14 protein-coding genes are annotated in these 13,765 nt (G+C 53.0%); 4 read left to right on the top strand and 10 right to left on the bottom strand.

Annotated features, from left to right (window positions below):
- Nucleotides 1–20 precede the first annotated feature (20 nt).
- From yacG to coaE, 3 genes are read right to left on the bottom strand one after another with little or no spacing between them, the layout of a single operon-like run.
- Nucleotides 21–215 carry a DNA gyrase inhibitor YacG gene (gene yacG, locus WB237_RS14965; protein ID WP_251109032.1) on the bottom strand — a complete coding sequence of 65 codons (195 nt, stop codon included), beginning with the start codon at nt 213–215 and terminating at the stop codon, nt 21–23.
- A gap of 9 nt (nt 216–224) precedes the next feature.
- On the bottom strand, nt 225–968 hold the full coding sequence (zapD, locus tag WB237_RS14970; RefSeq protein WP_336214213.1) for a cell division protein ZapD: 744 nt from the start codon (nt 966–968) through the stop codon (nt 225–227).
- A complete protein-coding gene (gene coaE / locus WB237_RS14975; protein WP_336214215.1) occupies nt 968–1,588 on the bottom strand; it encodes a dephospho-CoA kinase in 621 nt (206 codons plus the stop codon). The genes zapD and coaE overlap by 1 nt, the downstream gene beginning before the upstream one ends.
- A gap of 228 nt (nt 1,589–1,816) precedes the next feature.
- Here coaE and WB237_RS14980 point away from each other — a divergent pair, with 228 nt between their 5' ends.
- Nucleotides 1,817–2,860, top strand: coding sequence for a GMP reductase (locus WB237_RS14980; protein WP_049005275.1), 1,044 nt, complete (start codon nt 1,817–1,819; stop codon nt 2,858–2,860).
- Nucleotides 2,861–2,893: 33 nt separating this feature from the next.
- Here the strand turns inward: WB237_RS14980 and hofC are convergent, their stop codons facing one another.
- The 4 genes from hofC to nadC form a co-directional block, all read right to left on the bottom strand.
- Complete coding sequence (gene hofC, locus WB237_RS14985) at nt 2,894–4,078, bottom strand: protein transport protein HofC (protein ID WP_336214217.1); 1,185 nt, start codon at nt 4,076–4,078, stop codon at nt 2,894–2,896.
- Nucleotides 4,068–5,450, bottom strand: a complete 1,383-nt coding sequence (gene gspE / locus WB237_RS14990; RefSeq protein ID WP_336214220.1) for a type II secretion system protein GspE — start codon at nt 5,448–5,450, stop codon at nt 4,068–4,070. Before gspE ends, hofC begins: the two co-directional genes overlap by 11 nt.
- Nucleotides 5,451–5,460: 10 nt before the next feature.
- Nucleotides 5,461–5,898, bottom strand: coding sequence for a prepilin peptidase-dependent pilin (ppdD, locus tag WB237_RS14995; protein ID WP_336214222.1), 438 nt, complete (start codon nt 5,896–5,898; stop codon nt 5,461–5,463).
- Nucleotides 5,899–6,072: 174 nt separating this feature from the next.
- Nucleotides 6,073–6,966 carry a carboxylating nicotinate-nucleotide diphosphorylase gene (nadC, locus tag WB237_RS15000; protein WP_336214224.1) on the bottom strand — a complete coding sequence of 298 codons (894 nt, stop codon included), beginning with the start codon at nt 6,964–6,966 and terminating at the stop codon, nt 6,073–6,075.
- An 87-nt stretch (nt 6,967–7,053) separates the two neighbouring features.
- Here nadC and ampD point away from each other — a divergent pair, with 87 nt between their 5' ends.
- Together ampD and ampE are read left to right on the top strand one after the other, a co-directional pair.
- A complete protein-coding gene (ampD, locus tag WB237_RS15005) occupies nt 7,054–7,605 on the top strand; it encodes a 1,6-anhydro-N-acetylmuramyl-L-alanine amidase AmpD (RefSeq protein ID WP_336214226.1) in 552 nt (183 codons plus the stop codon).
- A 9-nt stretch (nt 7,606–7,614) separates the two neighbouring features.
- Complete coding sequence (gene ampE, locus WB237_RS15010; RefSeq protein ID WP_336214228.1) at nt 7,615–8,469, top strand: beta-lactamase regulator AmpE; 855 nt, start codon at nt 7,615–7,617, stop codon at nt 8,467–8,469.
- A gap of 18 nt (nt 8,470–8,487) precedes the next feature.
- On the opposite strand, the gene WB237_RS15015 is transcribed toward ampE, so the two are convergent.
- From WB237_RS15015 to aroP, 3 genes are all read right to left on the bottom strand, one after another.
- Nucleotides 8,488–9,438 carry a glycoside hydrolase family 43 protein gene (locus tag WB237_RS15015; protein ID WP_336214230.1) on the bottom strand — a complete coding sequence of 317 codons (951 nt, stop codon included), beginning with the start codon at nt 9,436–9,438 and terminating at the stop codon, nt 8,488–8,490.
- Nucleotides 9,439–9,448: 10 nt separating this feature from the next.
- A complete protein-coding gene (locus WB237_RS15020; protein ID WP_336214231.1) occupies nt 9,449–10,846 on the bottom strand; it encodes an MFS transporter in 1,398 nt (465 codons plus the stop codon).
- A gap of 167 nt (nt 10,847–11,013) precedes the next feature.
- The gene (aroP, locus tag WB237_RS15025) at nt 11,014–12,384 is read right to left on the bottom strand and encodes an aromatic amino acid transporter AroP (RefSeq protein WP_336214233.1); all 1,371 of its coding nucleotides are present in this window, start codon (nt 12,382–12,384) and stop codon (nt 11,014–11,016) included.
- A 537-nt stretch (nt 12,385–12,921) separates the two neighbouring features.
- Between aroP and pdhR the strand changes: the two genes are divergently transcribed.
- Nucleotides 12,922–13,686, top strand: a complete 765-nt coding sequence (gene pdhR, locus WB237_RS15030) for a pyruvate dehydrogenase complex transcriptional repressor PdhR (RefSeq protein ID WP_008501960.1) — start codon at nt 12,922–12,924, stop codon at nt 13,684–13,686.
- Nucleotides 13,687–13,765: the final 79 nt, after the last annotated feature.

A 13,765-nucleotide genomic window follows, 5' to 3' on the forward strand; every position in this document is an offset into this window, starting at 1 on the left:
GCGCCAGCAGGCTTTATACGTTACTGCTGGTTCTCGCTCCAGTCATCGCTATCCGAGAGATCGCCTTCACTTGGAATGCGTTTCTCCTCCGCTGCCCATTCTCCCAGATCAATCAACTGACAGCGTTTACAGCAGAATGGGCGGAATGGGCTCATTTCGCCCCAGACAACGGTTTTGCCACAGGTTGGGCAGTTTACGGTGGTTACGTCAGACATAGGCACTCCTCAACAACAGGCCAGTTCAAAATCGAGACGTTCTGGCACGATGCCATTTTCACTGTCCAGTGGCATAAAGCGAATGGCAAAACGACTTTTATGTCCGGAAATTTGTGGGTAAAGCTGTTCGCCAAGCGACAAGTTCAGGCGCAGAAGATCGGCATCATCACCGTTATCCTGATAGAAACCGTTCAGGCTGGTTTGCTTACGGAATGGGGCTGAGTTACGGATCAGATCGAGGATAAGCGACAGCGTCTGATGCATCGGCTCCAGACTCGCCAGCCAGCTATTCACCTGCGCGTCACGTTGAGCTTGCGGCATATGCAGCCACATATGAAGCGTCGGGAGATCGAAACTACAGCAACCGCCAGGGATACTCAGACGCTGGCGGACCAGGCCAATCAGGCGGTCTTCACGCAAAAATTGTCCAACACGTGGCGCGGCCATCAGAATGGTGCTGCTGGCTTTCAACTGCTGGCGGAGATCGTCGATACGGCTTTGATCGACACCGGGGACCTCAGTCCAGGCCTGCAATTTACGTTGCTGGCGCTCCAGCTCTTTGAGCAATTCTGTGCGGACATCTCCGCGTTCAATCACATCCAGTAGATCGCCCACGTTACGGAAGAAGTGTAACGCCGTGGCATGATCGTTGACAGGTAGATGTTGTGAAAGCTGTTGAATGAGAAATTCGATGCGTAACCAGGTACGCATTTTTTCGTTGAGCGGATGCTCAAAAAGGATGTGAGTCGACATTATGGTTTTTCCTGTGCAACGGTCTGCGCGGCAAACGTCAGATACTGCGCGTGCAGACGGGCAACATCCGATGCAATGGCATCTGGTGCGCCGTTATTATCAATAACATCATCCGCCACGGCAAGGCGCTGAGCGCGCGTGGCCTGAGCGGCAAGAATTTGTTCAGCATGTTCACGCGAGACGTGGTCGCGCATCATGGTGCGCTGGATTTGCGTTTCGGGAGAGACATCAATCACCAGCACCCGGTCGGCTTTTTTCTGCAACTGATTTTCAACCAGTAACGGAACTACCCACAATACATAGGGTGAGCTGGCTGCGGCAATCTGACGCTGGGTTTCCTGGTGGATAATGGGATGGAGCAAGGCATTAAGCCAGACTTTTTCCGCAGAATCAGAAAAAATGCATTCGCGAAGCTGACGACGATTCAGAGTGCCATCGGCATTGATGATTGCCTGACCAAAATGTTCTGCGATGGCCTTTAGCGCGGGTGTATTAGGCTCTACCACCTGGCGGGCAATGATATCGGCATCAATAATTGTGATACCCAGACGAGCGAAAGCGTCCGCAACGGTACTTTTGCCACTACCGATGCCGCCGGTTAATGCAACGATATACCCCATTAAATCAAATCCTGGGAATTATTCATTATTAAAATCAGTTGATTAAAACTCTTAGGTGCCCCAGCAACTGTTTAGCCCCGTTTACCGGCTTTTTACCAGGTAAATTTATAGGATTGTAGCGTAAAAAAAGAGAATTTCGCAGTCTTGCGGAGCAGGTATTAGTGCGTATGATAACGTCACTGGAGTTGTGCTTTTAATATATTTGCCTCTAACCCCAGGAATCCGCACATGCGTATCGAAGAAGATCTGAAGTTAGGTTTCAAAGACGTTCTTATCCGCCCTAAACGCTCTACACTGAAAAGTCGCTCAGACGTTGAACTCGAACGTCAATTCACCTTTAAACATTCTGGTCAGACCTGGTCTGGTGTGCCAATTATTGCTGCCAACATGGATACAGTGGGCACATTCGAAATGGCAACGGCGCTGGCAAAATTTGATGTTCTCACCGCTGTGCATAAGCATTACAGCCCTGAAGAGTGGAATGCATTTGTTGCGTCAGCTTCTGACGATGTCGTTAAGCATGTCATGGTTTCTACCGGCACATCCGATGCGGATTTTGAGAAGACCAAACAGATCCTGAATGCGAATCCGGCACTAAACTTCGTCTGTATTGATGTGGCGAACGGTTATTCCGAGCACTTCGTGCAGTTTGTCAGCAAGGCTCGCGAAGCCTGGCCGACCAAAACCATCATCGCGGGTAACGTGGTGACTGGCGAAATGTGTGAAGAGCTGATCCTTTCCGGTGCCGATATTGTGAAAGTAGGCATTGGCCCGGGTTCCGTATGCACCACGCGCGTTAAAACCGGTGTCGGTTATCCGCAGCTTTCCGCCGTGATTGAGTGCGCTGATGCTGCTCATGGTCTGGGCGGTCAGATCATCAGCGACGGTGGTTGCACTATGCCGGGTGATGTTGCGAAGGCCTTTGGCGGCGGCGCAGACTTCGTGATGCTCGGCGGTATGCTGGCAGGCCACGAAGAGAGTGGTGGCACCGTTGTTGAAGAGAATGGCGAGAAATTTATGCTGTTCTACGGGATGAGCTCTGAATCTGCGATGACCCGTCACGTCGGTGGCGTAGCAAAATACCGCGCGGCTGAAGGCAAAACCGTGAAGCTGCCACTGCGTGGCCCGGTCGAAAACACTGCACGCGATATCCTTGGCGGCTTACGCTCAGCCTGCACCTATGTTGGGGCATCCCGTCTGAAAGAGCTGACGAAACGTACTACGTTTATCCGCGTTCAGGAGCAGGAAAACCGCGTGTTCAACAGTCTGTAATAGCTTCAGCTGGCGCATGCCCGTGCGCCAGCATTATCCTGCACTCATCGCATCCCCCAGATGGAAAATAGGCAGGTACATTGCCACCACCAGTGTGCCGATAATGACTCCCGTCACAATCAGAAGCAAAGGCTCCAGAAGTGTCGCCAGGTTATCTGCCTGCTGGAAGGTTTGCTCCGTGTGATGGTGGGCAAGGTTCTTCAGCATGACGTCCAACGCCCCTGACATTTCACCGGTTCGTAAAAGCTGAATACACAGCGGGGTAAAGATTGCCGTCTTCTGGAAGGATGACCAGATGGGGAGACCTTTTTCAATGTCCTCCCGCACATTGCGGAGAACTCCTTGCCAGTACTGATTTTCAACGGTTTCCTCCGCGCTCTCCAGCCCCTGTAAAAAGGGAATGCCCGCCTGTTGTGTGAGCGACAGCACGGTAAAGATCTGTCCCAGTTTTTGGCCCTTTGCCAGTGCGCCCATGACGGGAGTATGCAGCAAAATACGTTGCCAGCGAGGGGCATTTCGCAGAATCCAGGCGGCAGCCACAGGTACAAGCAGTACAGCGAACAGTACGAGGGAATATGACTGCATAAAAGCGGCCATCCCCATGACAATCTGTGTCAGTAGCGGGAGCGGAGTATTAAATGTCCTGTAGATAGCGGCAAATTCGGGCAAGACCAGAGTGACCATCGCCAGCACGACAAGTACGGCCAGCATCAGGATTATCATCGGATAGCGCAGTGCCTTTTTCACTTTTGCACTGAGCTGCTGCTGCGACTTTTGTTGCTGTGCCAGCTGGCGGCAACACTCCTCCAGTTTTCCTGTTAGCTCACCGGTTTTCACCATCGAGACATGCAATGGGCTAAAGACTGCAGGCCATCGCTTTAGTGCCTCTGAAAAAGGGCATCCTTCACTAAGTTCATCGGCAATACTTTGCAGGAGTGCCTGCCAGGGCTTTAATGGATGCTGGTCCGCCAGCATTTGCAGACTATGGGACAATGTCAGCCCAGCCTGCAGAAGAGTCGCGAGCTGGCGAAACATCTCGTAGCAGTGATGTGGCCGCCAGCGGTATCGCTGTGAGCATCGGGTCACTGTCAGCGGGTGCAACTCGTTACGCATCAGTCTGGTGAAAGCCGCATTATGGTCTGTCGCCCAGAGTGTTCCACTCCGGGGCTCTCCTTCAATGGAAAGCGCTCGCCAGCGCCAGAGTTGATTAGCAACCATCGGGCATTCCCAGGACGCGCAACAACTCTTCGAGTGTAGTCAGTCCCTGTTCAACCGCGATACAGCCGTGTTCGAACAGGGAAAGCATTCCTGCCTGTCGGGCACTTGCTTCTATCACTTCGGTTCCTGCCCCGCCGGCAATAGCCTGACGCAGGAAATTATCGATCACAAGAACTTCAAAAATAGCCACGCGGCCATAGAAACCGTGATAGCAGCGATCGCAACCTGTGGGTTGCCAGCGTGGAAGCGGTCTGCACCAGACTGAGCGAGGTAATTCAGCGTGCTCGCTGGCTTCCCGGCGACAATGTGGGCACAGACGGCGAACCAGACGCTGAGCAATCACCATCGAGAGTGCGGAAGATATCATCCAGCGCGCCACGCCCATCTGCTCCAGGCGAGTCAGGGCTTCTGTTGTTGAGTTAGTGTGCAGCGTCGATAACACCAGATGCCCGGTCTGGGCGGCATTAATGGCAATCTCAGCCGTTTCACCATCACGAATTTCGCCGACCATAATGATGTCTGGATCCTGACGTAGCAGCGCTCTCAGCACGCTCTGAAATGTTAAGCCCGCGCGGGGATTAATCTGCGTCTGGTTTAATCCCGCAAGGGGGATCTCAATGGGATCCTCCACGCTACAGATGTTAACATCCGGCGTGTTACGGGCCTGCAACGCACTGTAAAGCGTCACCGTTTTGCCGCTACCTGTGGGACCCGTGACCAGAATCAGCCCCTGTGGCTGATGAAGAGCGTCGGTAAAGCAGGTCAGTTGTTCAGTACTCATACCGAGTGCTTTCGGCTCAAGAGCCTGCTGAACCTGATGCAACAAGCGCAGAACAATCTTTTCGCCACCGCTGCAGGGAAGTGTGGCGATTCGAAATGAGACTGGCTCATTTGCCAGCTCAATCGTAAACTGACCGTCCTGCGGTAAACGGCGCTCGGCAATATCCAGGTTACTTAACACTTTTAAACGCGCGCTGAACTGGGTTGCCAGTGCTGCAGAAATCGGAGGTTGCGGGCACAGTACGCCGTCAATACGTAAGCGAATCTGGCATGCGTGCTCCATCGGTTCGATATGAATGTCGGATGCGCGTTGATTTATCGCCTGTTGCAGCGTGTGGTTGAGGATATCCACTGCTGAATGTGATGGAGAAACGACAGGCAGATGCGATTGTGACGTTAACTGCCGGTGTTTTTCCATACGCTCAGTGCTCCAGCATTCGATATCAATCCGTTTCTGGGTCGCGAAACGCAGCGCTTCCATTAACTCACTGCCTGGGTTTCCCACGACGGCGATGCTAATCATGTCGCTATCGCTGGTTAGCAGCAGAGCGTGATGGCGCAGACAGAGTGCCACGAGTTGATCCGTATTCATTCTCTGCTCCTCAGTTAGTGTCGAAGCGGAAAACATCTTCGCAAGCCTGTTTAAGGGCACTGTCAGCACTGATGTTGCAGTCACGTATCCAGCCCGTCATACCGTTGCCGTCGTTCCACTGTGGCGTCATGACCACCTCCAGCCCATTGAGACTCTCCTGGCCTGTTAAGGTCACGATCCCTTTCGCCACGCTCATTCCTGAGACGTAACGCGTCGTGGTGGGGGAAGGAATGCCGTTACTGCCCGCGTCACAGCGTTCCACACCACCATGATCCAGTGCGCAAAGCTCAATGGCGGTACGGTAGGGAATGAAGGTTTGTAGCATATCGGTCAGTGCCGCTTTTCGCAGGTAATTCTGGTAGGCGGGTACGCCGATGGCGCTCAGAATTGCAATAATGCCAATGACTACCATCAGCTCAATGAGTGTGAACCCCTGTTGTCTGTCCATGTCTGCTCCTTATGTTGAATGGCGCTACTCTGGCAGCGCAAAAGGGCAGGGACGAGGGACAAAAAAGGGAACGGGAAGGGGTCTTCAGAGAATTCATTCGGTGTTGCAGGGAAGGACAACGGATTTGCGAGCGGGGCTGAAATTCCCCTCTCCGGGCGGAGAGGGGAGAAGACACTATTTAAAGCGCATCGAGAGGTCGAGGGCACGCACGTGTTTGGTCAGCGCCCCGACGGAGATGTAATCAACCCCGGTCTCGGCGAATTCACGGATAGTATCGTACGTCACATTACCGGATACCTCAAGCTGAGCCTGGCCGTTAGTCAGTTTTACTGCTTCGCGCATCTGCTCTGTTTCGAAGTTATCGAGCATAATGATATCGGCCCCGGCCTTTATCGCCTGCACCAGTTCTTCCAGGTTTTCGACTTCCACTTCAACAGGGACATCCGGGTGTAGCCAGAAGGCTTTTTCAACCGCCTGACGTACCGAACCCGAGGCAATAATATGGTTCTCTTTAATCAGGAATGCGTCTGATAACCCCAGCCGGTGGTTTGCGCCACCACCACAGAGCACCGCGTATTTCAGCGCCGTACGCAGGCCCGGCAGTGTTTTACGGGTATCCAGTAACTGTGTACGGGTGCCGACAAGCAGATCAACGTAGCGGCGTACTTCACTTGCCACCCCGGATAAGGTCTGGACGAAGTTAAGCGCGGTTCGTTCACCGGTGAGCAAAACGCGTGAAGGACCATTCAGCTCAAACAGCGGCTGGTTTGCCGTAATCGCATCGCCGTCTTCAACATGCCAGGTGATCTGCACATCATCACCTGCCAATTGGGTAAAGACCTCTTCAACCCAGCGCTTACCGCAAAAAACGCCATCTTCACGAGTGATAATGACCGCGTGCGAACGTGCTTCTTTTGGCAATAATTGGGCAGTAATATCCTTTTCGGCATTGATGTCACCGCCCAGATCTTCTTTCAAAGCATGGGCAACGCTTGCCGGAATATCCATATTAATACGTTCCAGAAGCGCTTCACGTCGGTGGTCGGGGTTGTAGCGGCGAGGCGGCATGATAAAACTCCAAATTGGTAACGAATCATAATATTGAAACATGCTACTCTGAACCGAGTAACAGCACCATACATAAGGAGTTCCAGCATGTTGTTAGAAAACGGATGGCTGGTGGATGCGCGGCATGTGCCCTCGCCGCACCACGACTGCCGCCCGGAGGATGAAAAGCCCACACTGCTGGTTGTTCATAATATTAGTCTCCCGCCGGGTGAGTTTGGCGGCCCGTGGATCGATGCGTTATTCACAGGAACGATAGATCCTGATGCACATCCTTTCTTTGCTGAGATTGCACATCTGCGCGTGTCGGCTCATTGTCTGATTCGTCGCGATGGTGAAGTCGTTCAGTATGTTCCCTTTGATAAACGCGCCTGGCATGCCGGGGTGTCGATGTACCAGGGGCGCGAACGATGCAACGATTTTTCTATAGGAATCGAACTGGAAGGCACTGATACCGTGCCCTATACCGATTCACAGTATCAACAGCTCGTGGCTGTAACCAAAACGCTTATTGGACTCTACCCGGCCATCGCCGAAAATATCACGGGACACAGTGATATCGCTCCGGCGAGAAAAACCGATCCCGGCCAGGCCTTTGACTGGTCCCGGTTTCGCGCCATGCTTACTGCGCCGTCAGAATAAGGAGATAACATGACGTTGTTTACCATGCTGCTGGTCATCATCGCCGAACGCCTGTTCAAACTCGGCGAGCACTGGCATCTGGATCACCGGCTGGAGGTGCTTTTCCGCCGGATTAAGCACTTTTCCATGCTGCGCACGCTGCTGATGCTGGCAGGGGTAATGGTGATTACGTTTCTGCTGCTGCGCTCGCTGCACGGACTCTTTTTCAACGTGCCGCTACTTGTTGTGTGGATCCTGCTGGGTGTGTTGTGCATTGGCGCGGGGAAGGTGCGTTTGCATTATCACGCTTATCTTAAAGCGGCATCTCGTGATGATGCCCATGCACGTAGTGCGATGGCGAGCGAACTGACCATGATCCATGGGGTGCCACCGGATTGCGATGAACGTGAGTTTTTACGTGAGCTGCAAAACGCGCTTCTGTGGATTAACTTTCGTTACTACCTGGCACCGCTGTTCTGGTTTGTGGTGGGGGGCCCGTGGGGACCGGTATTGCTGATGGGTTATGCTTTTCTTCGTGCCTGGCAGACCTGGCTTGCCCGCTATCTGACGCCGCATGAGCGCTTGCAGTCCGGGATTGATGCTATTTTGCATGTGCTTGACTGGCTCCCGGTGCGGTTCGTGGGTGTGGTGTATGCGTTGATTGGTCACGGTGAAAAAGCGCTGCCTGCGTGGTTCGCTTCTCTTGCCGATCGCCATACGTCGCAGTACCAGGTGTTAACGCGTCTGGCGCAGTTCTCTCTGGCGCTCGAGCCGCATACCGATAAGATTGAAACGCCAAAAGCCGCTGTGTCGATGGCGAAGAAAACGTCATTTGTGGTGGTGGTGGTCGTGGCGCTGCTGACCATTTACGGCACGCTGGTGTAGGCCAGCGCGCCATAAACACTAAAGCGTATCCGCAGGCGGGATGCCGAAATCAGGCATCCCGTTTTCTTTCCAGCGGACAAGCTTCAGGCGGGTATGACGGTTCGGATCGTAAAGCGGATCGCCTTCAATTTCGGTGTAGTTACGTGCGTGATACACCAGCACATCTTCCCCATCCGGCGTCTGCGTAAAGCTGTTGTGCCCTGGTCCATACTGGCGATTTTCATCGCTGGTGGTGAATACCGGGCGCGGAGATTTCTGCCAGTTCGCCGGGTTTTGCGGATCGGCGATCATATCGATCCACAATAGACCCATGCAGTAGTTCTCATCGGTCGCGCTGGCGGAATAGCTGATGAAGAGTTTGTCGCCGTGAAACAGTACTGCCGGGCCTTCGTTAACCCAAAATCCACGGCACTCCCAGTCATACTCCGGCTTGCTGAGCATCACCGGCTCGCCTTTTAGCGTCCACGGATTTTCCATTTCACACAGATAGAGGTTGGAGTTACCGGAGATATCCGAGGCTTTTTGCGCCCACAGATACCAGCGTTTCCCCTGGTGCATAAAAGTGGTGGCATCCAGCGCAAAGGTGTCAAATGGCGTGATGACCTGACCTTTCTCCTCCCACGTGCCCGCGAGCGGATCGCGGTCAGTACATTCCAGCACAAACATGCGGTGCTGGAACATGCCGAGCCTGTCGAGCGCCTGAGTGTGTGCCGCTGCAAAGTAGATGTACCACTTACCGTCAATATGATGCAGCTCCGGCGCCCATATTAACTCGCTCATAGGGCCAGTATCGGGTTTACGCCACACCACCACTTCGTCGGCGCTGCGCAGCCCTTCCAGCGAATCTGCGCGGCGGATCGCCAGCCTGTCATACTGCGGCACGGAGGCAATAAAATAGTATTGCCCCGCGTGGTACAAAATATACGGATCGGCGCGTTGCTCAATAAACGGGTTTGGCCAGGTTTGCATTCGGCGTTCCTTATTTTGTCTCAGTGGCTTTGAGTTCCGGATAATCGTTCAGCTCGCGATAGTTGTTACGACGCTTTTGCAGATCGGACTGGATCTGCTTCATGGTTTCACGGTCCACTTTCAGCAGACGCACCACTCCCGCGGTAATCAGATATCCAACGCCCGGAATCACCGTGAACAGCAGCACAATACCGTTGATGGCGTCCGCGCTCTGCGCTTTCGCACCGGCATCGTAACCGTACCAGGAGAGCAGGAAGCCCACCATTGCACCGGCAACCGCCAGCCCCAGTTTGAGGAAGAAGATGTTGCCGGAGAAACTGATACCCGTGATGCGTTTTCCGGTTTTCCACTCGCCGTAATCGTCCACATCGGCCATCAGCGACCAGTGCAACGGAGACGGGATTTGGTGCAGGATATTTAACAGGAAATAGAGCACGACGATGGTGACGGTGGCTTTCGGGTCGAAGAAATAGAATGCGCAGGAGAAAATTGCCAGCGCGATGTTGGTCCAGAAAAACACCTTCAGCTTACACCAGCGGTCAGTTAATACTTTCGCCAGCATACTGCCGAGCATCATGCCGACCACCCCGAGGCTGATAAACAGCGTGGCGAAGTGGGTGCTCTGGCCCATCACCCAGGTGACGTAATACATGGTCGCCGCCATGCGGATAAAACCCGGGCAGACGTTGCACAGGGTTAACAGCAGAATGCGCACCCATTGATCGTTCTTCCACACGTCTTTCAGGTCGTTTTTCAATTCGTCATGCGTCTGTACCGCCGGGCGCACACGCTCGCGAACGGTGGCGAAGCAGAACAGGAACATACAGGTACCAATCAGCGCCAGTACGGTCATCGCCATCTGGTAACCTTTCGCTTTGTTATCACCACCAAACCAGTCGGCCATCGGCAGCAAAGTGAGTGACAGCAGCAGTGTCGCGATACCGACCATCACGAAGCGATAAGACTGACAGGCGACGCGCTCTTTAGGGTCGTTAGTAATCACGCCACCCAGCGAGCAGTACGGAATGTTGATGGCGGTGTAGGTCAGCGACAGCATGAAATAGGTGACAAAGGCATAGATAACTTTGCTGTTATAGCTCCACTCTGGCGTGGTGAACATCAGGATACTGAACAGTGCATAGGGGACGGCGATCCACAGCAGCCATGGACGAAACCGCCCATATTTACTGCGGGTACGGTCAGCGATAGCACCCATAATAGGATCTGTTACGGCATCAATGACACGAACAGACAACAGCAATACACCGACCAGCGCAGGTGCAAGACCAAAAATATCCGTATAGAAATAGTTAACAAACAACATGATGGCGCCGAAGATGATGTTGCATCCCGCGTCTCCCATCCCATAGCCGATCTTTTCTTTTACTGACAGTTTGCTGTTATCCATTAACTGCTCTCCAGATTGCGGTATGGAGAGAATTATTTGCTGGCAAAGGAATTTTTGCGTTGCAGTATCGCGTCGGTGATATGGATAAAATTGCTGTTGGCGGGAATTTGTGAGGAAGGTAACAACACTCTGCACACCGGAAAAGGCGTGCAGAGTGGAAGGGCAGATTAGTGTGCTTTCACCGCGTTGCCGTTTTTCTGTTTAACCAGATAACCCACGCCGAGGATCGCAATCCAGACCGGGATCAGGTACACAGAAATCGCCATCCCCGGGGTGATCAGCATGATGACCAGCACAGCGGCCATGAACAGCAGACACACCCAGTTACCCAACGGATAAAGCAGAGCCGGGAAACGCGTAGTCACACCTTGCTGCTGTTTGGCGCGGCGGAACTTGATGTGCGCCAGGCTGATCATCGCCCAGTTGATAACCAGAGCCGAAACCACCAGTGCCATCAGCAGTCCGAAGGCAGATTCCGGGGCCAGATAGTTAATCAGTACGCACAGCGCCGTCACAATGGCCGATACGATAATGGTGTTTACCGGCACACCACGTTTGTCGACGTTGAGCAGGGCTTTCGGGGCGTTACCTTGCTGAGCCAGACCAAACAGCATACGGCTGTTGCAGTATACGCAACTGTTGTAAACGGACAGCGCTGCAGTCAGCACCACGATGTTCAGGGCGTTTGCCACGAAGGTATCGCCCAGCTCGTGGAAGATCAGCACAAACGGGCTGGTATCCGCGGTCACGCGCGTCCATGGCAGCAGAGAGAGCAGTACGGCCAGTGAACCCACATAGAAGATCAGAATACGGTAGATAACCTGGTTAGTGGCTTTCGGGATGCTCTGCTCCGGGTTGTCGGCTTCAGCGGCGGTAATACCCACCAGCTCCAGCCCCCCAAAGGAGAACATGATGATAGCCATCATCATCACCAGCCCGCTCATGCCGTGCGGCAGGAATCCGCCCTGTTCCCACAGGTTACGTACCGTTGCCTGCGGGCCACCGTTACCGCTGAACAGCAGCCAGCCACCGAAGATGATCATGGCCACAACGGCGATGACTTTGATGATGGCGAACCAGAACTCCATCTCTCCGAACACTTTTACGTTGGTCAGGTTAATGGCGTTAATGAGGACGAAGAAGGCTGCAGCAGAGGCCCAGGTTGGGATCTCCGGGTACCAGAACTGGATGTACTTACCGACAGCGGTAAGTTCAGCCATGGCAACCAGTACGTACAGCACCCAGTAGTTCCAGCCAGAGGCGAAACCCGCGAAGCTCCCCCAGTACTTATAGGCAAAGTGACTGAAAGAACCGGCAACGGGTTCTTCAACAACCATTTCACCTAACTGACGCATAATCAGAAAAGCAATAAAACCTGCGATAGCGTAACCCAAAATAATGCCAGGACCGGCTGACTGGATAACGGATGCGCTTCCCAGGAACAGGCCAGTGCCGATAGCACCACCCAATGCGATGAGCTGAATATGGCGGTTTTTCAGGCCGCGCTTTAGCTGATCGCCGTGCTGTTGAGCTTCCATTTGAAACCTCGTGTGTGGTTGTTATGTTCACGCTGGGCGTGTGTAATTATGAATGTCCGTTTTCTGTATTTATTTCTTTACGGTTAATGATACCGAAAAAATCGCAGATGACTTCCGTAAGCGCCAGAATAGTGGTAAGTGCCTGCGAATGCACCTGCTTTATGAAGGGCTGATGACGAGTTGAATAAAAAGAAAGCATTTGTAAATCACTCCGCGAACCTTTCTTACCCCAACCTATAGAATAGAAATGCGCCATAAGTGGGCTAATTTTCATTATTTGCTTTGTTGAATCGCTTCAGATTGCAAAAACCCTCGTTTCAATATGGTTAAAACTCCCTCTTTGTGAGTAATCAACTCATTTGTGCAAAGTTACATTTCTGAAACGTTATTTCTGTAAGGTTGTTAAAATGTGCAGCGTTTACTGATTTCAATCAAAACCAATATGGACAGAAGGTGAATACTTTGTTACTTTAGCGATACGAAATAGAAATTGGTAAGACCAATTGACTCCGGGCAAAAAGGCGTAAGACAGGGAATATGGCCTACAGCAAAATTCGCCAACCAAAACTATCTGATGTGATTGAGCAGCAGCTGGAGTTTTTAATCCTCGAAGGGACTCTGCGCCCGGGTGAGAAACTTCCGCCAGAACGCGAGCTGGCAAAACAGTTCGACGTTTCACGTCCCTCTCTGCGTGAGGCGATTCAACGTCTCGAAGCAAAGGGCTTGCTGCTTCGTCGCCAGGGCGGCGGAACCTTTGTGCAAAACAGCCTGTGGCAGAGCTTCAGCGATCCGCTGGTAGAACTTCTCTCTGACCACCCAGAATCCCAGTTTGACCTGCTTGAGACCCGTCACGCTCTTGAAGGTATTGCGGCCTATTACGCCGCTCTTCGCAGCACTGATGAAGATCGCGTGCGTATCCGCGAACTGCATCAGGCCATTGAACGGGCACAGCAGTCCGGCGATTTAGACGCCGAGTCCAGCGCCGTCGTCCAGTATCAAATTGCCGTCACCGAAGCGGCCCACAATGTGGTGCTCCTCCATCTGCTACGCTGCATGGAGCCCATGCTGGCCCAGAACGTTCGTCAGAATTTTGAATTGTTGTATGCCCGTCGGGACATGCTCCCACTGGTAAGCAACCATCGCACCCGAGTATTCGAGGCGATAATGGCCGGGGAACCGGAGCAGGCGCGCGAAGCGTCGCACCGACATCTGGCTTTCATTGAGGAAATCTTGCTGGACCGCAGCCGTGAACAATCGCGTCGCGAGCGTTCATTACGCCGCATACAGCAACGAAAGGATTAAGCGCCAGGTACTTTTAGAGCGCGGCAACTAAACGCAGAACCTGTCTTATTGTGTTCTTGCCCAAGAGCACAATGGGACA

Origin of the sequence: Enterobacter sp. P82, from assembly GCF_037053385.1 — a bacterium.
GTDB lineage: Bacteria > Pseudomonadota > Gammaproteobacteria > Enterobacterales > Enterobacteriaceae > Enterobacter.